The organism is Leisingera daeponensis (genome assembly GCF_019801465.1).
GTDB classification, from domain to species: Bacteria; Pseudomonadota; Alphaproteobacteria; order Rhodobacterales; family Rhodobacteraceae; genus Leisingera; species Leisingera daeponensis_A.
Genome location: NZ_JAHVJA010000001.1, coordinates 20292 through 42362 on the forward strand (window position 1 = coordinate 20292; position 22071 = coordinate 42362).

Annotated in this window: 23 protein-coding genes; 21 read left to right on the plus strand and 2 right to left on the minus strand. The window is 64.3% G+C overall.

Annotated elements, in window-relative coordinates:
* Window positions 1–38: 38 nt before the first annotated feature.
* Entirely contained in the window at window positions 39–1232 is a 1194-nt protein-coding gene (locus KUV26_RS00095) for a DegT/DnrJ/EryC1/StrS family aminotransferase (RefSeq protein ID WP_222506929.1), read from the plus strand.
* Here KUV26_RS00095 and KUV26_RS00100 read toward each other — a convergent pair.
* Entirely contained in the window at window positions 1220–1678 is a 459-nt protein-coding gene (locus tag KUV26_RS00100; RefSeq protein ID WP_222506930.1) for a CreA family protein, read from the minus strand. The genes KUV26_RS00095 and KUV26_RS00100 overlap by 13 nt on opposite strands.
* A gap of 166 nt (window positions 1679–1844) precedes the next feature.
* On the opposite strand from KUV26_RS00100, the gene KUV26_RS00105 reads away from it, so the two are divergent.
* Both KUV26_RS00105 and KUV26_RS00110 read left to right on the plus strand, forming a co-directional pair.
* Entirely contained in the window at window positions 1845–2498 is a 654-nt protein-coding gene (locus KUV26_RS00105; protein WP_222502115.1) for a DUF1236 domain-containing protein, read from the plus strand.
* A 155-nt stretch (window positions 2499–2653) separates the two neighbouring features.
* The gene (locus KUV26_RS00110) at window positions 2654–3814 is read left to right on the plus strand and encodes an isovaleryl-CoA dehydrogenase (protein WP_222506931.1); all 1161 of its coding nucleotides are present in this window, start codon (window positions 2654–2656) and stop codon (window positions 3812–3814) included.
* Window positions 3815–3912: 98 nt separating this feature from the next.
* On the opposite strand, the gene KUV26_RS00115 is transcribed toward KUV26_RS00110, so the two are convergent.
* Window positions 3913–4515 carry an OmpW/AlkL family protein gene (locus KUV26_RS00115; protein WP_222506932.1) on the minus strand — a complete coding sequence of 201 codons (603 nt, stop codon included), beginning with the start codon at window positions 4513–4515 and terminating at the stop codon, window positions 3913–3915.
* A gap of 149 nt (window positions 4516–4664) precedes the next feature.
* On the opposite strand from KUV26_RS00115, the gene KUV26_RS00120 reads away from it, so the two are divergent.
* From KUV26_RS00120 to nuoH, 18 genes are all read left to right on the plus strand, one after another.
* Window positions 4665–6191, plus strand: a complete 1527-nt coding sequence (locus KUV26_RS00120; RefSeq protein WP_222506933.1) for an AMP-binding protein — start codon at window positions 4665–4667, stop codon at window positions 6189–6191.
* A 76-nt stretch (window positions 6192–6267) separates the two neighbouring features.
* The gene (locus KUV26_RS00125; protein WP_222506934.1) at window positions 6268–7872 is read left to right on the plus strand and encodes a carboxyl transferase domain-containing protein; all 1605 of its coding nucleotides are present in this window, start codon (window positions 6268–6270) and stop codon (window positions 7870–7872) included.
* Between the two features lie 9 nt (window positions 7873–7881).
* Entirely contained in the window at window positions 7882–9819 is a 1938-nt protein-coding gene (locus KUV26_RS00130) for an acetyl/propionyl/methylcrotonyl-CoA carboxylase subunit alpha (RefSeq protein ID WP_222506935.1), read from the plus strand.
* Between the two features lie 78 nt (window positions 9820–9897).
* Window positions 9898–10755 (plus strand): hydroxymethylglutaryl-CoA lyase, encoded by an 858-nt coding sequence (locus KUV26_RS00135; RefSeq protein WP_222506936.1) that lies wholly within the window; start codon window positions 9898–9900, stop codon window positions 10753–10755.
* Window positions 10756–10775: 20 nt separating this feature from the next.
* Window positions 10776–11558, plus strand: coding sequence for a crotonase/enoyl-CoA hydratase family protein (locus KUV26_RS00140; protein ID WP_222502122.1), 783 nt, complete (start codon window positions 10776–10778; stop codon window positions 11556–11558).
* A gap of 233 nt (window positions 11559–11791) precedes the next feature.
* Window positions 11792–12157: an NADH-quinone oxidoreductase subunit A gene (locus tag KUV26_RS00145; RefSeq protein ID WP_222502123.1), complete on the plus strand. Its 366-nt coding sequence runs from the start codon at window positions 11792–11794 to the stop codon at window positions 12155–12157.
* A complete protein-coding gene (locus tag KUV26_RS00150) occupies window positions 12148–12681 on the plus strand; it encodes an NADH-quinone oxidoreductase subunit B family protein (protein WP_315900042.1) in 534 nt (177 codons plus the stop codon). Before KUV26_RS00145 ends, KUV26_RS00150 begins: the two co-directional genes overlap by 10 nt.
* Before the next feature lie 17 nt (window positions 12682–12698).
* Window positions 12699–13304, plus strand: a complete 606-nt coding sequence (locus KUV26_RS00155; protein ID WP_222506937.1) for an NADH-quinone oxidoreductase subunit C — start codon at window positions 12699–12701, stop codon at window positions 13302–13304.
* Window positions 13304–14527: an NADH-quinone oxidoreductase subunit D gene (locus KUV26_RS00160; protein WP_222507487.1), complete on the plus strand. Its 1224-nt coding sequence runs from the start codon at window positions 13304–13306 to the stop codon at window positions 14525–14527. Before KUV26_RS00155 ends, KUV26_RS00160 begins: the two co-directional genes overlap by 1 nt.
* Window positions 14527–15750, plus strand: coding sequence for an NADH-quinone oxidoreductase subunit E (locus KUV26_RS00165; RefSeq protein WP_222506938.1), 1224 nt, complete (start codon window positions 14527–14529; stop codon window positions 15748–15750). The genes KUV26_RS00160 and KUV26_RS00165 overlap by 1 nt, the downstream gene beginning before the upstream one ends.
* Window positions 15751–15794: 44 nt before the next feature.
* Window positions 15795–16022, plus strand: a complete 228-nt coding sequence (locus KUV26_RS00170; RefSeq protein WP_222502127.1) for a DUF5337 domain-containing protein — start codon at window positions 15795–15797, stop codon at window positions 16020–16022.
* Window positions 16023–16028: 6 nt separating this feature from the next.
* Window positions 16029–17327: an NADH-quinone oxidoreductase subunit NuoF gene (gene nuoF / locus KUV26_RS00175; RefSeq protein ID WP_222506939.1), complete on the plus strand. Its 1299-nt coding sequence runs from the start codon at window positions 16029–16031 to the stop codon at window positions 17325–17327.
* A 3-nt stretch (window positions 17328–17330) separates the two neighbouring features.
* Complete coding sequence (locus KUV26_RS00180; protein WP_222506940.1) at window positions 17331–17747, plus strand: MAPEG family protein; 417 nt, start codon at window positions 17331–17333, stop codon at window positions 17745–17747.
* Window positions 17748–17752: 5 nt separating this feature from the next.
* Window positions 17753–18109, plus strand: coding sequence for a hypothetical protein (locus KUV26_RS00185; RefSeq protein ID WP_222506941.1), 357 nt, complete (start codon window positions 17753–17755; stop codon window positions 18107–18109).
* Window positions 18110–18210: 101 nt separating this feature from the next.
* Entirely contained in the window at window positions 18211–18615 is a 405-nt protein-coding gene (locus KUV26_RS00190; RefSeq protein ID WP_222506942.1) for a DUF5333 domain-containing protein, read from the plus strand.
* 3 nt (window positions 18616–18618) lie between these two features.
* Entirely contained in the window at window positions 18619–20643 is a 2025-nt protein-coding gene (gene nuoG / locus KUV26_RS00195; RefSeq protein ID WP_222506943.1) for an NADH-quinone oxidoreductase subunit NuoG, read from the plus strand.
* Window positions 20640–21026, plus strand: coding sequence for a hypothetical protein (locus KUV26_RS00200; protein WP_222502133.1), 387 nt, complete (start codon window positions 20640–20642; stop codon window positions 21024–21026). Before nuoG ends, KUV26_RS00200 begins: the two co-directional genes overlap by 4 nt.
* A gap of 6 nt (window positions 21027–21032) precedes the next feature.
* A complete protein-coding gene (gene nuoH, locus KUV26_RS00205) occupies window positions 21033–22070 on the plus strand; it encodes an NADH-quinone oxidoreductase subunit NuoH (protein WP_222506944.1) in 1038 nt (345 codons plus the stop codon).
* Window position 22071: the final 1 nt, after the last annotated feature.

Genomic DNA, 22071 nt, shown 5'->3' on the forward strand with positions numbered 1-22071 from the left:
CTCTTGACCGTTGACCGGCTGCGGCCCACAAACGCCGCATGAGCGAAAAGTTTACCGGGTCTTTCACCCAGCAGGAACCCATCCCCGAAGACGCCATCGAAGCCGCGCTGGCGGTGCTCCGCCACGGGCGGCTGCACCGCTACAACGTGGCAGAGGGCGAGGCTGGCGAGACCGCGCTGCTGGAACAGGAGTTCGCGGCGCAGACGGGCGCAAAATACTGTCTGGCGGTGGCTTCGGGCGGCTATGCGCTGGCGACTTCGCTGCGGGCGGTCGGGGTCAAGCCCGGCGACAAAGTGCTGACCAACGCTTTCACGCTGGCGCCCGTGCCGGGGTCCATCGCCTCCGTCGGGGCGGAACCGGTGTTCGTCGAAGTGACCGAGAGCCTGACCATCGATCTGGATGACTTGGCCGCCAAGGCGGATATGGCCAAGGTGCTGATGCTGTCGCACATGCGCGGACACCTGTGCGACATGGATCGGCTGATGGAAATCTGCGATGCGGCCGGCATCACCGTGATCGAGGATTGCGCCCACACCATGGGGGCCGCCTGGAACGGGGTGCTGTCGGGCCGCCACGGCGCGGTCGGCTGCTATTCCTGCCAGACCTACAAGCATGTGAATTCGGGCGAGGGCGGGCTTCTGGTCACGGACGATGAAGAAATCGCCGCCCGCGCCATCATGATGTCCGGCTCCTACATGCTCTATGGCCGCCATCTGGCGGCGCCGGGGCCGGAGGTGTTCGAGCGGGTGAAATACGAGACGCCCAATATCTCGGGCCGGATGGACAACCTGCGTGCCGCCATCCTGCGGCCGCAGCTGCGCGATCTGGGCACGCAGGCGGAGCGCTGGAACGGCCGCTACCGCGCGGTGGAGGAGGGGCTGCGCGGCACGCCCGGCCTGACGGTGGTGGAGCGCCCCGCGCAGGAGGTTTATGTCGGCTCCTCGATCCAGTTCCTGCTTCTGGACTGGTCCGAGGAGGCCGTGCAGGAGGTGGTCCGCCGCTGCGGGGCCCGCGGAGTGGAACTGAAATGGTTCGGCACGCCGGAGCCGGTGGCCTTCACCTCCCGTTATGACAGCTGGCGCTATGCGGAGACGCCACGCCTGCCGCAAAGCGACCGGATCCTGGCGGGCATCATTGACATGAGGGTGCCGCTGACCTTCAGCCTGGAGGATTGCGCTCAGATCGCCCGCATCATCCGGGCCGAGGTCTCCGCCGTCTATCAGTCCGCCTGATAGAGCGGCACCGTCGAGATCGAGACCTTGGCCGACCCGTCCGTCAGTTCCGCCGCATGGGCGGCATAGATCAGCGTCTGGTTGGCCTCATCGAAAATGCGCTTCACCCGCAGCGATTTCAGAATGATGGAGCGGGAGGCGCGGAACACATCCTCGCCGTCTCGGCTGCGGTCAATGTCTCCAACAGTGATAGGTCCGGTCTGGCGGCAGGCGATCAAGGCATTCGAAGGATCCTCGAACCAGTTGCCTTTGGATAGCCGGTCAATCAGCCCGCGCTCGAAATAGGCGATGTGGCAGGTCACGCCCTGGACCTTGGGGTCGGCGATGGCCTCGATGACAATGTCATTTCCCACCCAGTCGACCCCGATCTTACCGACCTCCTCGGCAGCGGCGGGCAGGCTCAGCAGGCAGAAAGCGGCGGCCAGAGTGCGGTTCAATCGTGTCATGCAGTGCTCCTGTTGGCGTTGGGAAGCGGCTGTTTCCCGCTCATGGCAACTCTACGCGAAGTGGCGGCGAAAAGATCCTGGGAACCATTTTCGAAATGCGGACGTTGAGCACCCGCAACGGCGCAAGGAGGCGCCTTACACTAGAAACGGCATTGAGGAGAAAACGATGCATACGTCCAAAATCGCCCTGACCGCTTCCGCTCTGGCCCTGCTGGCCGCACCGGTCTGGGCCGGCGCCCAGGCGCAGGCCGTGACCGACCTGAACCTGCGCGCGGGTCCGGGGCCGCAGTACGACATCGTCGGTGTCATCGCCGCAGAAGGGGCCGTTGACCTCGAAGGCTGCATCGAAGAGAGCAACTGGTGCAAGGTCAGCTACGAAGGCGCTGACGGCTGGGCCTATGGCGAGTACCTGACCGGCAACGTGACGCAGGAATACATTCCGGTTGTCGCCAAGGAGAGCCCGGTTCAGATCAACACGGTGACCTATGAAAAAACCGGTGAAAACGATGCCGAACTGGGTGCCGTCGGCGGTGCCATTACCGGCGGCCTGATTGCAGGCCCGGCTGGCGTAGTGGCCGGCGCGATTGCAGGCGCTGCCGCGGGTGAAGTCGCGGTGCCGGACGAAGAGGTTGTGACCTATGTCCGCAGCCACGCGACCGAGCCGGTTTACGTGCAGGGCGAGGTTGTGACCGGTGTGATGATTCCGGAAGAGGTCGAGCTGACTCCGGTTCCGGAATCGGACTACCGCTATGTCTACCTGAACGGCCTGCCGGTGCTGGTTGAGGCCGACAGCCGCACGGTGATCCATGTGGTCCGCTAACGCGGTCTGAACCGAAAAAAGGCGGGCGGTCCCGGAAGGGGCCGCCCGTTGCCGTTTCCGGGGGGGGAAGGAAGCCGATTGACCCGAATCGGCCGCTCCTTTATTGAATTGAACAACTGTTCATATAATTGGCTCTGCCCTGGAGGAACCGCGGGATGTTCAACGCAAGCATGACTTTCGATCTTGGTGAGGATGTGAACGCGCTGCGCGACGTGGTTCACCGCTGGGCGCAGGACCGCGTCAAGCCGATGGCGCAGGAGATCGACCAGAAGAACGAATTCCCCGCAGAGCTGTGGAAGGAAATGGGCGAGCTGGGCCTATTGGGCATCACCGTGCCGGAGGAATTCGGCGGCGCCGGCATGTCCTATCTGGCCCACACTGTAGCGGTCGAGGAAATCGCCCGTGCCAGCGCCTCCGTGTCGCTGTCCTACGGCGCGCATTCCAACCTCTGTGTCAACCAGATCAAGCTGAACGGCAATGCGGAGCAGAAGGCGAAATACCTGCCGCGGCTGATCTCGGGCGAACATGTCGGCGCGCTGGCAATGTCCGAAGCGGGCGCCGGTTCCGATGTGGTCTCGATGTCGCTGCGGGCCGAAAAGCGCAACGACCATTTCCGTCTGAACGGCAACAAGTACTGGATCACCAACGGTCCTGACGCTGATACGCTGGTGGTTTATGCCAAGACTGATCCGGAAGCGGGCTCCAAGGGTATTACCGCCTTCCTGATCGAGAAAGAATTCAAGGGTTTCTCCACCTCCAAGCATTTCGACAAGCTGGGGATGCGCGGCTCCAACACCGCCGAGCTGGTGTTCGAGGATGTGGAGGTTCCGTTCGAGAATATCCTGGGCGAAGAGGGCAAGGGCGTGCGCGTGCTGATGTCCGGCCTGGACTATGAGCGCGTGGTTCTGGCAGGGATCGGCACCGGCATCATGGCGGCCTGCATGGACGAAATGATGCCCTACATGAAGGAGCGCAAGCAGTTCGGCCAGCCGATCGGGAATTTTCAGCTGATGCAGGCCAAGATCGCCGACATGTACACCGCGATGAACACCGCCCGCGCTTATGTCTATGAGGTCGCCAAGGCTTGCGACAAGGGCACCGTGACCCGTCAGGACGCTGCCGCCTGCTGCCTTTACGCTTCCGAGGTCGCCATGACCCAGGCGCATCAGGCAGTGCAGGCCTTTGGCGGTGCGGGCTACCTGTCCGACAACCCGGTCGGCCGCATCTTCCGCGATGCCAAGCTGATGGAGATCGGCGCCGGCACCAGCGAAATCCGCCGGATGCTGATTGGCCGCGAATTGATGGGCACCATGTAAGCCAAAGAAAACCCCGCGCACCCGAAGGGCGGCGCGGGGCTGAAACAGACCCGGCGGCACGAGGCCGGCCGCCAGGCCATAACCGGACCCTCGAAGGATCAGAAGCGGTGCACGTAAGCGAAGTTCACGACAACCGGATCGATCTCTGCGGTGCCGATGGCGGCGCCGTTCAGGGTCGCGTCGCTGTCGATGTCCATCCAGCGGACGTTGAACCGCAGCGCACCGTTGTCGGAGATCTGGTAGTCGGCGCCTGCGTTCACCGCGACGCCGAAGCTGTCGTCCAGCTTGAGCGTGCCAAGCGCGGTCTCTTCCTCGAAGAAGGTGGTGTAGTTCAGGCCAAGGCCGAGGAACGGCTTGATCACGCCCTGGGTGGGGAAGTGGTAGTTGACCGACAGGGTCGGCGGCAGCTGCTTGGCGGAGGCCACATAGGCGCCGTTCAGGTTGATGTCATGCTCAAACGGCGAGGCCGCCAGCAGTTCGACACCCCAGTTGTCGCGGAAGAAGTATTCAACGGTAAGCGACAGCGCGGTGCCGTCATCGATGTCAGCAAGCGCGCCCGCCAGGGTGCCGTTGCCGGATTTCGGGTTCACGTTGGCGATACCGACACCGACGGTCCAGTCGCCCTGCTCCTGGGCAAGGGCGGGGGCGGCCATTGCGGCCAGGGCAGAGGTCAGCGCAAGCGCGGAAACCATGCGTTTCATGGGGTGCGTCCCTTTTCTCGTGTTTACCCGGAAGTGATGCACCCGCAGGCGGCCGAAAACTCTGATCTGAGTCAAAACTGTCCGGTGCTACCTGTTGAAAATACAGCAAAATACCGCATAGCTGCTATGCGTTTCGGGAATGTCTAAAGATGCATGACAAGCGTAACATTCCGGGGCTTCGCGCAGATAGCAGCTGGGACCTGCCAGAGCATCTCAACATGGCGGCGCAATGCCTGGCGCAGCCTGCCGAGGCGCTGGCGCTGATCGACATGACCGGCCCCGCGCGCCGGGACATTTCCTACGGCGAGCTGGCCGCGATGACAGACGGGCTGGCGCGTTACCTGCTGACCCGCATCCAGCCGGGCGACCGGGTCGGGGTGCTGCTCAGCCAGTCGCCCTGGTGCGCCGCCGCGCATCTGGCGATCTGGAAGGCTGGTGGCATCTCGGTGCCGCTGTTCAAGCTGTTCAAACGCGATGCTTTGGCCTCGCGTGCTGGCGACGCCGGGGTGCGGTTTGTCTTCACCGATGCCGAGGGTGCGGACCTGCTGGGGGATCTGACCGAGGCAGTGATGGTTGAGGGCGCTGGAACGGACGGCGGCCCGGTGCCTTTCGCCGATACCACCCCGGAAACCCCTGCTGTTCTGATCTACACCTCCGGCACCACCGGCAGCCCTAAGGGCGCGCTGCACGGCCACCGGGTGCTGACCGGCCACTTGCCGGGCGTTGCCATCAGCCATGACCACTTGGGCCAGCCGGGTGATGTCCTGTGGACGCCCGCGGACTGGGCCTGGATCGGCGGGCTGTTCGACGTGCTGATGCCGGGCCTGGCGCTGGGCGTGCCGGTGGTGGCGGCGCGGCTGGACAAGTTCACGCCGGAGGCCTGCGCGGAACTGATTGCCGAGGCCGGCGTGCGCAACATCTTCTTCCCGCCCACCGCGCTGCGGATGCTGAAGGCAGCCGGGCAGGGGCTCGACGGCCTGCGCTCTGTTGCCAGCGGCGGAGAGCCCCTGGGCGCGGAGATGCTCGCCTGGGGCCGGCGGCGGCTGGGGGTGACCATCAACGAGTTTTACGGCCAGACCGAATGCAACATGGTGGCCTCCTCCTGCGCTGCGGATTTTGAGCCGCGCCCGGGCTGCATCGGCAAAGCGGTGCCGGGGCATGAGCTGGCGGTGATCGACGCGGCAGGCAACCCCACGGAGGATGAGGGCGACGTCGCCATCCGCCGCGGCTCTGCCTCGATGCTGCTGGAGTACTGGAACCGGCCTGAAGAAACCGCCGCCAAGTTCCGCGGAGACTGGCTGGTCACCGGCGACCGCGGCATCTGGGAGGGCGGCTACCTGCGCTTTGTCGGCCGCGAGGATGATGTGATCACCTCCGGCGGCTACCGCATCGGCCCGGCGGAGATCGAGGACTGCCTGATGACCCACCCGGCGGTGGCGACAGTTGGCGTGGTCGGCAAGCCCGACGCGCTGCGCACCGAAATCGTCAAGGCCTATGTGGTGCTGAAACCTGGGGCGGAGGCCTCGGAGCAGGAACTGCAGGACTACGTCAAGGAGCGTCTCGCGCATTACTCCTACCCGCGCGAGGTCGCGTTCCTGGACGCGCTGCCGATGACCGTGACCGGCAAGGTGATCCGCAAGGAGCTGAAAGCGCGGGCGGCGGAGGAAACCCAATGACTCAGGGTGTGGCATACACGGCGTACGCTGGCCCAACCGGATTAAAAGATCTCAACCCTATAACGGGAGAGTGGACATGAAACTCACATCCAAGGCGATGCCCTCCTCGGAAGGCTTCAAGCAGAACCGCGAGGCGCATCTGGACGCCCTCGCGCAGATCAGCGAGGCGGCAGAGGCCGCGCGAATGGGCGGCGGCGAGAAATCCCGCGCCCGGCACGAAAGCCGCGGCAAGATGCTGCCGCGCCGCCGGGTGGCGAACCTTCTGGATCCTGGCTCTCCGTTCCTGGAGATCGGCGCCACCGCGGCGCATGCCATGTATGACGGTGCCGCGCCCGCAGCGGGCGTGATCGCAGGCATCGGCCGGGTGCACGGGCAGGAGGTCATGGTGGTCTGCAATGACGCCACCGTGAAGGGCGGCACCTATTACCCGATGACCGTGAAGAAACACCTGCGCGCGCAGGAGATTGCGGAGGAAAACCGTCTCCCCTGCATCTATCTGGTCGACAGCGGCGGCGCCAACCTGCCCAACCAGGACGAGGTCTTCCCCGACCGCGACCATTTCGGGCGCATTTTCTACAACCAGGCCCGGATGTCGGCCAAGGGCATCCCGCAAATCGCGGTCGTCATGGGCTCCTGCACCGCGGGCGGCGCCTATGTGCCGGCGATGTCCGATGTCACCATCATCGTGAAGGAGCAGGGCACCATCTTCCTGGCCGGCCCGCCGCTGGTGAAGGCTGCCACGGGTGAAGTCGTCAGCGCCGAGGACCTGGGAGGCGGCGATGTTCACACACGCCTCTCCGGCGTGGCCGACTACCTGGCCGAGGATGACGCCCACGCGCTGGCGCTGGCCCGGCGCGCGGTGCAGTCGCTCAACATAACCAAACCGCTGACGGTGAACTGGGCCAGCCCGGAAGAGCCTGCTTACGACCCCGAAGAGATCCTCGGCGTGGTGCCCGGCGACCTGCGCACGCCCTATGACATCCGCGAAGTGATCGCGCGTCTGGTTGACGGCTCCCGCTTTGATGAGTTCAAGCCGCGCTTCGGCGAAACCCTGGTGACCGGCTTTGCCCACCTCAAGGGCTGCCCCATAGGCATCATCGCCAACAACGGGGTGCTGTTCTCCGAGGCCGCCCAGAAAGGCGCGCATTTCGTGGAGCTGTGCAGCCAGCGCAAGATCCCGCTGGTGTTCCTGCAGAACATCACCGGCTTCATGGTTGGCCGCAAATACGAGAACGAGGGCATCGCCCGCCACGGTGCCAAGATGGTGACGGCGGTGGCGACCACCAATGTGCCAAAAGTGACGATGCTGGTCGGCGGCTCCTTCGGGGCCGGCAACTACGGCATGTCGGGCCGCGCCTACTCCCCGCGCTTCCTGTGGACCTGGCCGAATTCCCGCATCTCGGTGATGGGCGGCGAGCAGGCCGCGGGCGTGCTGGCAACCGTGAAACGCGACGCCATCGAACGCCAGGGCGGCAGCTGGAGCACCGAGGAGGAAGCGGAGTTCAAGCGCCCCACCATCGAGATGTTCGAGGAGCAGAGCCACCCGCTTTATGCCTCCGCCCGCCTCTGGGATGACGGCATTATCGACCCGCGCAAATCCCGCGACGTGCTGGCCCTGTCGCTGAGCGCCGCCCTGAATGCCCCGATCGAAGACACGCGCTTCGGCGTCTTCCGGATGTGAGGATCTCCCATGTTTGACAAAATCCTGATTGCCAACCGCGGAGAGATTGCCTGCCGCGTGATGGAAACCGCCCGTGCCATGGGGGTGCGGACCGTGGCCGTTTACTCCGACGCCGATGCTGCCTCCAAACATGTCGCACTGGCGGATGAGGCCGTGCATATCGGCGGGCCGGCCCCGGCGGACAGCTATCTGAAGGGCGACGAGATCATCCGCGTCGCAAAGGAAACCGGCGCCCAGGCGATTCACCCGGGGTACGGCTTCCTGTCGGAAAACCCGAAATTCGTCGAGGCGGTGGAGGCCGCAGGCCTCACCTTCATCGGGCCGTCGGCTGACGCCATTCGCAAGATGGGCCTCAAGGACGCCGCCAAGGCGCTGATGGACGAGGCCGGTGTGCCGGTAGTGCCCGGCTACCACGGCAGCAACCAGGACCCGGAGTTCCTAGCCGGCGAGGCGGAGAAAATCGGCTATCCGGTGCTGATCAAGGCGGTTGCCGGCGGCGGCGGCAAGGGGATGCGGCTGGTTGAAAAGCCCGCCGAATTTGCTGACGCCCTGAGAAGCGCCCAGGGCGAGGCAACCACGGCCTTTGGCAACCCGGATGTGCTGATCGAGAAATACATCCAGCAACCGCGGCATATCGAGGTTCAGGTCTTCGGCGACGGCGAGACCGCGGTGCATCTGTTCGAGCGAGACTGCTCCTTGCAGCGCCGCCATCAAAAAGTGATCGAGGAGGCGCCTGCGCCGGGCATGACTGCGGAAATGCGCGAGGCGATGGGACAGGCCGGCGTGCGCGCGGCCGAGGCCATCGGCTACAAGGGCGCGGGCACGGTGGAGTTCATCGTCGACGGTTCTGACGGGCTGCGTACCGACGGGTTCTGGTTCATGGAAATGAACACCCGCCTGCAGGTGGAGCATCCGGTCACGGAGCTGATCACCGGCGTCGACCTGGTGGAATGGCAGTTGCGCGTCGCCTCTGGTGAGAGCCTGCCTGCCAAGCAGGAAGACCTCACCATCACCGGCCATTCGTTTGAGGCGCGGCTTTATGCGGAGGATGTGCCCAAGGGCTTCCTGCCTGCAACCGGCACGCTGACACATCTGTCCTTCCCGGCGGAGGCCCGTGCCGACAGCGGAGTGCGGGCAGGGGACACGATCAGCCCCTGGTACGATCCGATGATCGCCAAGGTGATCGTGCATGGCTCCACCCGCAAGGTGGCGCTGTCGCGGCTGGCCCGCGCGCTGGAGGAAACCCAGGTCGGCGGCACCGTCACCAACCTGGCCTTCCTTGGCGCATTGGCGGCGCATGAGGGGTTTGCCAATGGCGACGTGGACACCGGCCTGATTGCTCGCGATCTGGAAGCTCTGACCGCGGCGCCGGTGGTGGAGCTGCGCCACAAGGCGGCGGCTGGCATGGTGGCACTGGATCTGGTTGAAGCCGCGGTGGACACCGGCTTTACCCTTTGGGCGCCCTTGCACCGGGCCGTCACCCTTTCCCATGCGGGCGAGGAGTTCACCGCTGACGTGCAGGTGGACGGGCCGGACCGGCAGCTTTGGACCATTGACGGTGAAACTGTCGTGGCCGAACGCAGCCAGGGCCAGTGGCGCATTGATGAGCGCCGGATGCCCGCGGTGTCGCAGTCGGGAACCCTGATCACCGTGCATGATGCCTACGGTCTGGAGTTCACCGCAATTGACCCGCTGGACCGCGACGCGGCCGCGGGCGGCGACAGCAATGTGATCGAAGCGCCGATGCCGGGCCTCGTGAAGGCGGTCTTTGCCGAAGCAGGCCAGGCGGTGAAAGAGGGTGACCGCCTTGCCATTCTGGAAGCGATGAAGATGGAGCACTCGTTGCTGGCGGCCCGCGACGGGGTGGTGGCCGAGGTGCTGGCCGCGGCTGGCGACCAGGTCGAGGCTGGCGCAGCACTGGTGCGGCTGGAAGAAGAAGACGGCTGACCCGGGTCCGGGGCGGCGCGCCTGCCGCCCCCGCTGCGGTTTGAGTATTTTTGGAAAGATGAAGCCGGAGGGCATTCCATGGGCGAATTTGCCGAAATCTTCGAGGTTGGCCCGCGCGACGGGCTGCAGAATGAAAAGCGCGAGATTCCGGTGGCGGAAAAGGTGGCGCTGACCGACTGCCTGAGCCGCGCCGGGTTCAAGCGCATTGAGGTGGCGAGTTTCGTTTCGCCCAAATGGGTGCCGCAGATGGCGGGCAGCGCAGAGGTGCTGGCAGGCATTACCCGCGCGCCTGGCGTGCGCTATGCGGCGCTGACACCCAACATGCGCGGTTATGAGGACGCGGTGGCGGCCAAGGCCGATGAGATTGCGGTCTTTGCCTCGGCCTCCGAAGGGTTTTCCAAGGCCAACATCAACGCCACCATCGAGGAAAGCATCACCCGCTTCCTGCCCATTTTGGAGGCAGCCAAAGAGATCGGCTTGCCGGTCCGGGGCTATGTTTCCTGCGTGACCGACTGCCCCTATGACGGGGCCACCCCGCCTGAAAAGGTGGCACAGGTGGCCGAACGGCTGTTCTCGCTCGGCTGTTATGAGATCTCGCTGGGCGACACCATCGGGCAGGGCACCCCGGAGGCGATCACCGCGATGCTGCAGGCCGTCACCGCGCGGGTGCCTGCCCTACAGCTGGCAGGCCACTACCACGACACCGCGGGCCGGGCGCTCGACAATATCGAGGCTTCGCTGGCGCAGGGCGTGCGGGTGTTCGATGCGGCCGCCGGCGGTTTGGGCGGCTGCCCGTATGCGCCGGGCGCGGCGGGCAATGTGGCAACGGAAGCGGTGCACAAGCGCCTGACTGAACTGGGGTATGACACCGGTTTGGACGGTGGTGTTTTGGAAGAAGCTGCGGCGCTGGCCCGGGCCATGCGCGGCCTGCAATAAGATTTCAGCGGAGACACAAGATGTTCGAGACGATCACCCTGGACACCGACGCCCGCGGCGTCTGCACCCTGACTCTGAACCGGGCGGAAAAGCACAATGCCATGTCCGGCCAGATGCTGCAGGAACTGACCCTGGCGGCGAAACGGCTGGCGGAGGACGAGACCGTGCGCGTGGTGGTGCTGACAGGTGCCGGCAAGAGCTTTTGCGCGGGCGGCGACCTTGCTTGGATGCGGGCGCAGATGGATGCGGATGCTGACAGCCGCGCGCGCGAGGCGCGGGTGCTGGCGGAGATGCTGATGGCGCTCAACACATTGCCGAAACCGCTGATCGGCGCGGTGCAGGGCAATGCCTTCGGCGGCGGTGTCGGAATGGCGTCGGTTTGCGACGTGGCGATTGGCGCGGATCATCTGAAGATGGGCCTGACCGAGACCAAGCTGGGGCTGATTCCCGCCACCATCGGCCCCTATGTGATCGCCCGAATGGGCGAAGCCAAGGCGCGCCGGGTGTTCATGTCGGCCCGCCTGTTCGGCGCGCGGGAAGCGGTGGAGCTGGGGCTGCTGGCCAGGGCGGTTCCTGCGGACCGGCTGGCCGAGGCGGTCGAGGCGGAGGTCGCCCCCTATCTGAACTGCGCCCCCGGCGCTGTGGCGGCGGCCAAGAAGCTGGCCCGCGATCTGGGACCGAGGCTGGATGACAGCGTGATCGACCATACAATCAAGGCGCTTGTGGAGCGCTGGGAAGGGCCGGAAGCCGGCGAGGGCATCGCCGCGTTCTTTGAAAAACGCAAACCGGTCTGGCAAAGCTGAAAAACGGCATCATTGACTCACGTTTTCACGGCGGCCGCGGGTTTCCCTGCGGCCGCTTTTCTTATGAAAACGCTTGGGAATTATCCCTGTGTTGCAACAGTGCTTTTTCTATCCAAACCCCTGTGGATTAACGTCGCTTCAGTTGACGCTCCCCGGGCGCGGGGGTATGCACAGTCCAAATCAACACGCCAATTGACGCCGCGCGGAAATCCGCCCGGGGAAAGGAGCTGCTCTTGGAAGAGATGTTGAGGGAATACCTGCCGATCCTGGTCTTCCTGGCCGTCGCGGCAGGTCTGGGAACGGTCCTTATCCTGGCAGCAGTGGTGCTGGCGGTCCGCAATCCGGACCCGGAAAAGGTCAGCGCCTATGAATGCGGCTTCAACGCTTTTGACGATGCCCGCATGAAGTTCGATGTCCGGTTCTATCTGGTTTCGATTCTCTTCATCATTTTCGACCTTGAAATCGCCTTCCTGTTTCCCTGGGCCGTCGGTTTCAAGGACATTAGCGACCTCGGTTTCTGGTCGATGATGGTGTTCCTGGGCGTGCTGACCATCGGCTTTGCCTATGAGTGGAAGAAAGGGGCCCTGGAATGGCAGTGATGACCGGACCCAACACGGCGGGCGTGGACAAGGAAGTTGTCACCCGGGCCATCAATGCCGAGCTTCAGGACAAGGGGTTCCTGCTGACGTCGGCCGAGGATATCATCAACTGGGCGCGCACCGGCTCTTTGCACTGGATGACCTTCGGTCTGGCCTGCTGCGCGGTAGAGATGATGCACACCTCGATGCCGCGCTACGACGCCGAGCGCTTCGGCATCGCGCCGCGCGCCTCGCCGCGCCAGTCGGACGTGATGATCGTTGCGGGTACTCTCACCAACAAGATGGCGCCGGCCCTGCGCAAGGTCTACGACCAGATGCCCGAGCCGCGCTACGTGATCTCGATGGGCTCCTGCGCCAATGGCGGCGGCTACTACCACTACAGCTATTCCGTGGTGCGGGGCTGCGACCGGGTTGTGCCGGTTGACGTCTATGTGCCGGGCTGTCCGCCGACGGCTGAGGCGCTGCTTTACGGCCTGCTGCAGCTGCAGCGCAAGATCCGCCGCACCGGCACCCTGGTGCGCTGAGGAGGGGCGGAGACAATATGAGCGAAACACTGAAAGAACTGGGCGCCCAGATCGAAGCCAAGCGCCCCGATTGCGTCTTGGCCTGGGACGTGTCCTTTGATGAGCTGAACGTGGATGTGGCACCCGCCAATATCGTCGGGCTGGTGGAGTTCCTCAGGTCGGATCCGAACTGCAAGTTTTCAACCCTGGTGGACATCACCGCGGTGGATTACCCCGACCGGGCCAAGCGGTTCGATGTGGTCTACCACTTCCTGTCGATGTACCGGAACCAGCGCATCCGCCTGCGCGCCGCGGTGCGCGAAGATGAGATGGTGCCGTCAGTCGTGGACGTGCATCCTTCGGCCAACTGGTTCGAGCGGGAAGTCTACGACATGTTCGGCATCCTTTTCTCCGGCCACCCGGACCTGCGCCGGATCCTGACCGACTACGGCTTCCGCGGCTACCCGCTGCGCAAGGATTTTCCGACCACCGGCTATACCGAGGTCCGCTATGACGAGGCGCAGAAACGCGTGGTCTACGAGCCGGTGAAGCTGGTGCAGGAATACCGCCAGTTCGATTTCATGTCCCCTTGGGAAGGTGCCGAATACATCCTGCCCGGCGACGAGAAGGAGGGGGCGCAATGATGGACGGCTCCAAATTTGACGACGGCAGCGTTGACGCGCTGAGCGGCGAGCAGAAGATCCGCAACTTCAACATCAACTTCGGCCCGCAGCACCCTGCGGCGCATGGGGTTCTGCGTCTGGTGCTTGAACTTGACGGCGAGATCGTCGAGCGCTGCGACCCGCATATCGGCCTGCTGCACCGCGGCACTGAAAAGCTGATGGAAAGCCGCACCTACCTGCAGAACCTGCCGTATTTCGACCGCCTCGACTACGTGGCGCCGATGAACCAGGAACATGCTTGGTGCCTGGCCATTGAGAAGCTCACCGGCACCGAGGTGCCGCGCCGCGGCCAGCTGATCCGGGTGCTCTATTCGGAAATCGGCCGGGTGCTGAACCACCTCCTCAACGTCACCACGCAGGCAATGGATGTCGGCGCGCTGACTCCGCCGCTCTGGGGCTTTGAAGAACGCGAAAAGCTGATGATCTTCTACGAGCGGGCCTGCGGCGCGCGCCTGCACGCGGCCTACTTCCGCCCCGGCGGCGTGCATCAGGACCTTCCGGACGAGCTGCTGGACGATATCGACCTCTGGGCGATGGAATTCCCGAAGGTTCTGGACGACATAGACGGCCTGCTGACCGAAAACCGCATCTTCAAGCAGCGCAACTGCGATATCGGTGTGGTGACCGAGGAGGAGATCCAGCAATACGGCTTCTCCGGCGTCATGGTGCGCGGCTCCGGCCTCGCCTGGGACCTGCGCCGGGCGCAGCCCTACGAATGCTATGACGAGTTCGAGTTCCAGATCCCGGTCGGCAAGAACGGCGACTGCTACGACCGCTACCTCTGCCGGATGGAAGAGATGCGCCAGTCGACCTCGATCATCCGCCAGGCGATTGCAAAGCTGCGCGAAGCCACCGGCGACGTGCTGGCCCGCGGCAAGCTGTCCCCGCCCAAGCGCGGCGACATGAAGACCTCGATGGAAAGCCTGATCCACCACTTCAAGTTGTACACCGAAGGTTTCCACGTCCCGGCGGGCGAGGTTTACGCCGCCGTCGAGGCGCCCAAGGGCGAATTCGGCGTCTATCTGGTGGCGGACGGCACCAACAAGCCTTACCGCTCCAAGATCCGCGCGCCGGGCTTCCTGCACCTGCAGGCGATGGACCACGTTGCCAAGGGCCACCAGCTGGCCGACGTCGCCGCCATCATCGGCACCATGGACGTCGTATTTGGAGAGATTGACCGCTAATGCTTCGCCGTCTGCATTCCGAACAACCCGACAGCTTTGCCTTCACCCCGGCCAACCAGGCCTGGGCCGAGGCGCAGATCACCAAATACCCTGAGGGCCGCCAGGCCTCGGCGGTCATCCCGCTGCTGTGGCGCGCGCAGGAGCAGGAAGGCTGGGTCACCAAGCCCGCGATCGAAGCCATCGCCGACATGCTCGGCATGGCCTATATCCGGGTGCTGGAGGTTGCCTCCTTCTACTTCATGTTTCAGCTGCAACCGACGGGTTCCGTTGCCAATATCCAGATCTGCGGCACCACCTCCTGCATGATCTGCGGGGCAGAGGACCTGGTTGCGGTCTGCAAGGAAAAGATTGCCGAGAAGCCGCACACGCTGTCGGCGGACGGCAAGTTCACCTGGGAAGAGGTGGAGTGCCTGGGCGCCTGCACAAACGCCCCGATGGCTCAGATCGGCAAGGACTACTACGAGGATCTGACCGTCGAAAGCTTCACTAGGCTGCTGGACGACCTGGCCGCGGGCAAGCCAGTGGTGCCCGGCCCTCAGAACGGCCGTTATGCGGCGGAGCCGAAGTCGGGCCTGACCTCTCTGACCGATTTCGACAGCGGCAAGACCCAATACAATGCCTCTGTGCAGCTGGCGGTGGACCTCCATGATGGCGTCAAGCGCATCCAGGGCGATGAAGTGCCGCTGCTGACGCCGTGGATCGGCAAGGACGGCGTTGTCGCCGGCCGCGCCGCAGCGGATGCGCCGCCGAAGGCTCCGGAAGCGCCCAAACCTGCAGCGAAACAGGCTGAAGAAGCCGCCAAGGCCGCGCCGAAAAAGGCCGCTGCGGCCGAGCCCTCCTCACCCGAAGGCGCTGCGGCAAAGCCTCAGGAAGCCGACGCAAAGCCTCAGGAAACAGTGGCCAAGGCCCAGGAAGCCGCGGCCGAAGAAAGCCGGCCGGTGATCCTGAAGGAGGCTCTGGGCGGCCTGCCGGATGACCTGAAACTGCTGAAGGGGGTCGGCCCTAAACTGGAAGAGAAGCTCAACGGGCTGGGGATCTTCCATTTCGAGCAGATCGCCGAATGGACAGAGGCCGAGGTGGCCTGGGTCGACGCGCGGCTCCAGTTCAAAGGCCGGATCGAGCGGGACGGCTGGATTGAACAAGCCAAGCGCCTGCAGGTGGGCGACGAGACCGAGTTTGCCAAACGCGCCAAGGCGGAAGGCATTTACCAAGACGACGAATGACGGGCGGCGGCCGGAGGGGCCGCAGCTCTGGTGACAGGGAACGCATGAGCAAGGAACAGGACCAGGCTATTGCAGCGAAAGGCCGGCATATCGCGTTGGTGATTGCCGGGACCATTTCGCTATGGGTGGTGCTGTCGCTATTCATCGGCCCCATGCTGGGGCTGCCTGGGCGCTATGCGCTGCTGTTCGATTTCGCTGCGCTGGCGGGCATGATCTATGCCCTGGTCAACATATTTCAACTCTGGCGCATGCGCCAGGACAGCCAAAGGTAGGCACACATGCTGAAGGATCAGGACCGGATCTTTACCAACCTTTACGGGATGCACGAGCGCACGCTGGCAGGCGCCAAGGCGCGCGGCCAATGGGATGGCACTGCGGGGCTGATCGAAAAGGGCCGTGACTGGATCATTCAGACCATGAAGGACAGCGGTCTGCGCGGCCGCGGCGGCGCCGGATTTCCCACGGGTCTGAAATGGTCCTTCATGCCCAAGGAAAGCGACGGCCGCCCGGCGTATCTGGTCATCAACGCCGATGAATCCGAGCCCGGCACCTGCAAGGACCGGGAAATCATGCGCCACGATCCGCACACGCTGATCGAGGGCGCGCTGATCGCCTCCTTCGCGATGAACGCGCATACCTGCTACATCTACCTGCGCGGCGAATACATCCGCGAGCGCGAGGCGCTGCAGGCGGCAATCGACGAATGCTACGACAAGGGGCTTCTGGGCAGGAACGCAGCCGGTTCCGGCTGGGACTTCGACGTCTTCCTGCATCACGGGGCGGGGGCCTATATCTGCGGCGAGGAAACCGCACTTATCGAGAGCCTGGAAGGTAAAAAAGGCATGCCCCGGATGAAGCCGCCGTTCCCGGCGGGCGCGGGCCTCTACGGCTGCCCGACCACCGTGAACAACGTGGAATCCATTGCCGTCGTGCCGACCATCCTGCGCCGCGGCGCCGACTGGTTCGCCGGTTTCGGCCGCCAGAACAACGCAGGCACCAAACTGTTTGCCATCTCCGGCCACGTCAACAACCCTTGCGTGGTTGAAGAGGCGATGAGCATCTCCTTCGAGGAGCTGATCGAGAAGCATTGCGGCGGCATCCGCGGCGGCTGGGACAACCTGCTGGCGGTGATCCCCGGCGGCTCCTCGGTGCCGTGCGTGCGCGGCGAGAACATGCGCGACGCGATCATGGACTTTGACTACCTGCGCGGCGAGCTGGGGTCCGGCCTCGGCACTGCGGCGGTGATCGTGATGGACAAGCAAACCGACATCATCAAGGCGATCTGGCGCCTGTCCAAGTTCTACAAGCACGAAAGCTGCGGCCAATGCACCCCCTGCCGCGAAGGCACCGGCTGGATGATGCGCGTCATGGACCGCCTTGTGAAGGGCGAGGCCGAGCTGGAAGAGATCGACATGCTGTGGGACGTGACCAAGCAGGTTGAAGGCCACACCATCTGCGCCCTCGGCGACGCGGCGGCCTGGCCGATCCAGGGCCTGATCAAGAACTTCCGCGAGGAAATCGAAGACCGCATCCGGGCGCAGAAAACAGGCCGCATGGGCGCGATGGCCGCGGAGTAAGTCATGGAAGCTTTTGCCGCATATTCCCACGCTCTGGCCGCGCTTGTGGTCTTTACCCTGATCACCCTGGCGCTGTCGCCGTTTTCGGCGCTGGCCAAGCAGAAAGCGGGTCTGGCCCCGGGCGCCACGCCTGAACAGGACTATGCGAGCAAGGCTTACCGGCTGAACCGGGCCTACCTGAACGGCTGCGAGACGCTGCCCGCCTTCCTGACCGTGACACTTGCAGCCGTTCTGGCGGGCGCGGCGCCGTTCTGGGTGAATCTGCTGGCCTCGCTGGCGCTGGTGTCCCGGATCATCATGGTCTTCATCCACCTCCAGGGCATCGGCAAACCGCACAGCGGCCCGCGCTCTGTTTTCTACGTTATCGGCTGGGCCTGCATGGCAGGTCTGGCGATCCTGGCATTGGCGGCAGTATTTTGAGCATCATGAAGACATACCGTTTGGCCGTGCCTGCGGCCTGCCTGGCGGCGCTGGCGCTGGTTTCGGCCTGTGGCACCTCCACAACAAACAAGAACCGCGAGCTCTATGACGGCGTGCCGTTCAAGGCGAAGGCCAAGCCGGTGGACAAGAAGACCGATCCAGCGGTGTTCCAGATCGACATCAAGGGCGCCGAGCGGTCGGTCAAGGGCGCGCGCGAGGCGGCGGCTCATGGCGGCACCAAATACTGTGTGACCACCTATGGCTCCTCCGATATCGATTGGGCCAACGACCCGCGCAACGAGGAAATCCCTCTGACCATCACCGATGGCCGCGCAGTGTTCCAGGGGACCTGCACCCCGTGAGCGGATTTCCGGCATATCAGGGCCCTGCCGCCCGGCTGCTATTGAATAGCAGCGCTGTGCGCCTGCGCATGGGGGCTTCGAAATTGAAGGAGTCCCATGCCATGCGTTCCCTGATTGCCGTTGTTCTTTCCACTTGCATCGCCCTGCCTGCTGCGGCGCTGGCGAAACCGTCGCTGCGCGACGTGAAGGAAATCGAAGACCCGCTGTTTGCCGTCGCCGTTGCCAAGGAAGTCTCGGAGTACTGCGACGGAATTTCCCCCCGCTACCTGAAGGGACTGGGCGAGTTGCGCCGGCTCAAAGCGCGGGCAAACGCGCTGGGATACTCGGACGCGGAAATCCGCGACTACATCGAATCTGATGCCGAAAAGGCCCGGATGCGCGCCAAGGGGGAGAAGCTCCTGGCGCAGAACGGCGTCGACTACGGCAAACCCGAAACATTCTGCGCCTATGGCCGCGCGGAAATTGAGAAAAACAGCGCGATCGGCGTGTTACTGAGGGCGAAATAGACCATGTCTGACCTCCGCAAGATCAACATTGACGGAACCGAGATAGAGGTGGACGGGGCGATGACCCTGATCCAGGCCTGTGAGGAGGCCGGCGTCGAGATCCCGCGCTTCTGTTATCACGAGCGGCTGTCGATTGCCGGCAACTGCCGCATGTGCCTGGTTGAGGTTGTCGGCGGCCCGCCCAAGCCCGCGGCTTCCTGCGCGATGCAGGTGCGCGACCTGCGCCCCGGCCCCGAAGGCCAGGCGCCGCAGGTGAAAACCAACTCGCCCATGGTCAAGAAGGCCCGCGAAGGCGTGATGGAATTCATGCTGATCAACCATCCGCTGGACTGCCCGATCTGCGATCAGGGCGGCGAATGCGACCTGCAGGACCAGGCGATGGCCTATGGCCTGTCGGGCAGCCGTTTCAAGGAGGCCAAGCGCGCGGTGGATGATCTGGACCTCGGTCCGCTTGTGGACACCACCATGACCCGCTGCATCAGCTGCACTCGCTGCGTGCGCTTCACGACTGAGGTCGCGGGCATCACCCAGATGGGCCAGACCGGGCGCGGCGAGGATGCGGAGATTACCTCCTACCTGAACCAGACTCTGCAATCGAACCTGCAGGGCAACATCATCGACCTGTGCCCGGTCGGGGCGCTGACGTCGAAACCCTATGCCTTCACCGCCCGCCCGTGGGAGCTGACCAAGACCGAAACCATCGACGTGATGGACGCGCTGGGGTCGAACATCCGCGTTGACACCAAGGGCCGCGAAGTGATGCGGATCCTGCCGCGCAACCATGACGGCGTGAACGAGGAATGGATCAGCGACAAGACCCGCTTTGTCTGGGATGGTCTGCGCCGCCAGCGTCTTGACCGCCCCTATGTGCGCGTCGATGGCAAGCTGAAACCCGCCACCTGGGCCGAGGCGCTGTCTGCTGCGGCCGCGGCCATGAAAGGCAAGAAGGTTGCGGGCCTGATCGGCGATCTGGTGCCGGTTGAGGCGGCATTTGCGCTGAAGCAGCTGGTCGAGGGATTGGGCGGCAAGGTGGAATGCCGCACCGACAACGCCCGCCTGCCGATCGGCAACCGTGCAGGTTACGCCGGTACCGCAACCATCGAAGACCTCGAAGATGCGCAGATGATCCTGCTGATCGGCACCAACCCGCGCGACGAGGCACCGGTGCTGAATGCCCGCATCCGCAAGGCCTGGGCCAAAGGCGCCGAGGTGGCACTGATCGGGCCTGCCGCCGATCTGACCTACGAGTATTTCCACGCCGGCACCGGCCGTGATGCTCTCAGCGAGATGATCGCCAATGGCGTCTCGGAAGAGACCCGCGACAACAAGAAAACCGTGATCATCGTGGGGCAGGGCGCCCTGCGCGAGGCCGATGGCCTGGCGGTTATGGCTGCGGCCCAGAAGATGGCGGAGCTGTCCGGCTCCAAGCTGCTGGTGCTGCATACCGCGGCTTCCCGTGTCGGCGCGATGGATGTCGGCGCCGTGACCGAGGGCGGCATGGAAGCGGCCATCGACGGGGCGGAGGTGATCTATAACCTCGGCGCCGATGAGGTGGAAATCGACGCCGGCGCCTTTGTGATCTACCAGGGCAGCCACGGCGACCGCGGTGCGCACCGGGCCGATGTGATCCTGCCGGGCGCCGCCTACACCGAAGAAAACGGCTTGTTCGTCAACACTGAAGGCCGCCCTCAGCTGGCCATGCGCGCGAGCTTCGCGCCCGGCGAGGCCAAGGAAAACTGGGCCATCCTGCGTGCGCTCAGCGCCGAAGCGGGAGCCGCGCTCGGCTATGACTCGCTGGCCCAGCTGCGCCAGGCCCTGGTCGCCGAAGTGCCGCATCTGGGGCAGATCGACGAAGTGGCCGAGAAGAACGGCGGGCCGCTGAAACAGGACAAGCTCGGCAACGCCGACTTCCTGCCTGCGGTCAAGGATTTCTACCTGACAAACCCGATCGCGCGCGCTTCTCAGCTGATGGCGGAACTGTCGGCCGGTGCAAAGACCCGCGAAACCGGGAAACTTGCCGCCGAATGACGCGCTTTGCCCTCATAACGCCCCTCCTGCTGGCCGCCTGCGCCATGGCGCCCGGCAGCGGAGGCGAGCGGCCCGCCCCGATCTACGAGGGGGTGGAAACCAGCCTGCTGGAGGGCGATCTGGTGCAATTTCACGTCTCCATGCGCGGCGCTGCCGTGCCCGGGGACCTCGACAATTATGCGGAATGCGCCGCCGCGCAATACGCGCTGATCCGGGGCTACGGGTTTGCGCGCCATGTGCGCACGACAACGAAACAGGCAGGGGGCAGCCGGACCGCTGATGCGGTCTACCTGATTTCGCCCTCTCTGCCGCGCGGCCTGCGCACCATCGACGCCGAAGTCGTGGTTGCGGATTGCGCGGCGAACGGAATACCCACGGTGTGAGGACCTATGGCTGATTTCTTTAACACTCCAGGCGGCATCGCTGTTCTGATCCTGGCGCAAGTGCTTGCAGTTGTTGCCTTTGTGATGATCTCGCTCCTGTTCCTCGTCTACGGGGACCGCAAGATCTGGGCCGCGGTCCAGATGCGCCGGGGCCCGAACGTGGTGGGCGTCTACGGCCTGCTGCAATCGGTCGCCGACGCACTGAAATATGTGGTGAAAGAGGTGGTGATCCCCGCGGGCGCCGACCGCACTGTGTTCATTCTGGCGCCGATGACCTCCTTCGTGCTGGCGATGATCGCCTGGGCGGTGATCCCGTTCAACGACGGCTGGGTCCTCAGCGACATCAATGTCGCCATCCTCTATGTCTTCGCGGTCTCCAGCCTGGAGGTCTACGGTGTGATCATGGGCGGCTGGGCCTCGAACTCGAAATACCCGTTCCTCGGCTCCCTGCGCTCCGCCGCGCAGATGATCTCCTACGAGGTTTCGCTGGGCCTGATCATCATCGGTATCATCATTTCCACCGGATCGATGAATTTTGGCGACATCGTCCGCGCGCAGGACGGCGATCTGGGCCTGCTGAACTGGTACTGGATCCCGCATTTCCCGATGGTCTTCCTGTTCTTCATCTCGGCGCTGGCGGAAACCAACCGCCCGCCGTTCGACCTGCCGGAAGCGGAGTCGGAACTGGTGGCGGGCTATCAGGTGGAATATTCGGCGACCCCGTTCCTCTTGTTCATGGCCGGTGAATATATCGCCATCTTCCTGATGTGCGCGCTGACGACCCTGCTGTTCTTCGGCGGCTGGCTGTCGCCGATCCCGGGTCTGCCGGACGGCGTTCTGTGGATGGTCGCCAAGATGGCGTTCTTCTTCTTCCTCTTCGCAATGGTGAAGGCGATCACTCCGCGCTACCGCTATGACCAGCTGATGCGGCTGGGCTGGAAAGTGTTCCTGCCGTTCTCGCTGGCCTGGGTGGTCTTCGTGTCCTTCGCTGCAAAATTTGACTGGTTCTGGGGCATCTTCGCCCGCTGGACCGTGGGAGGCTAAC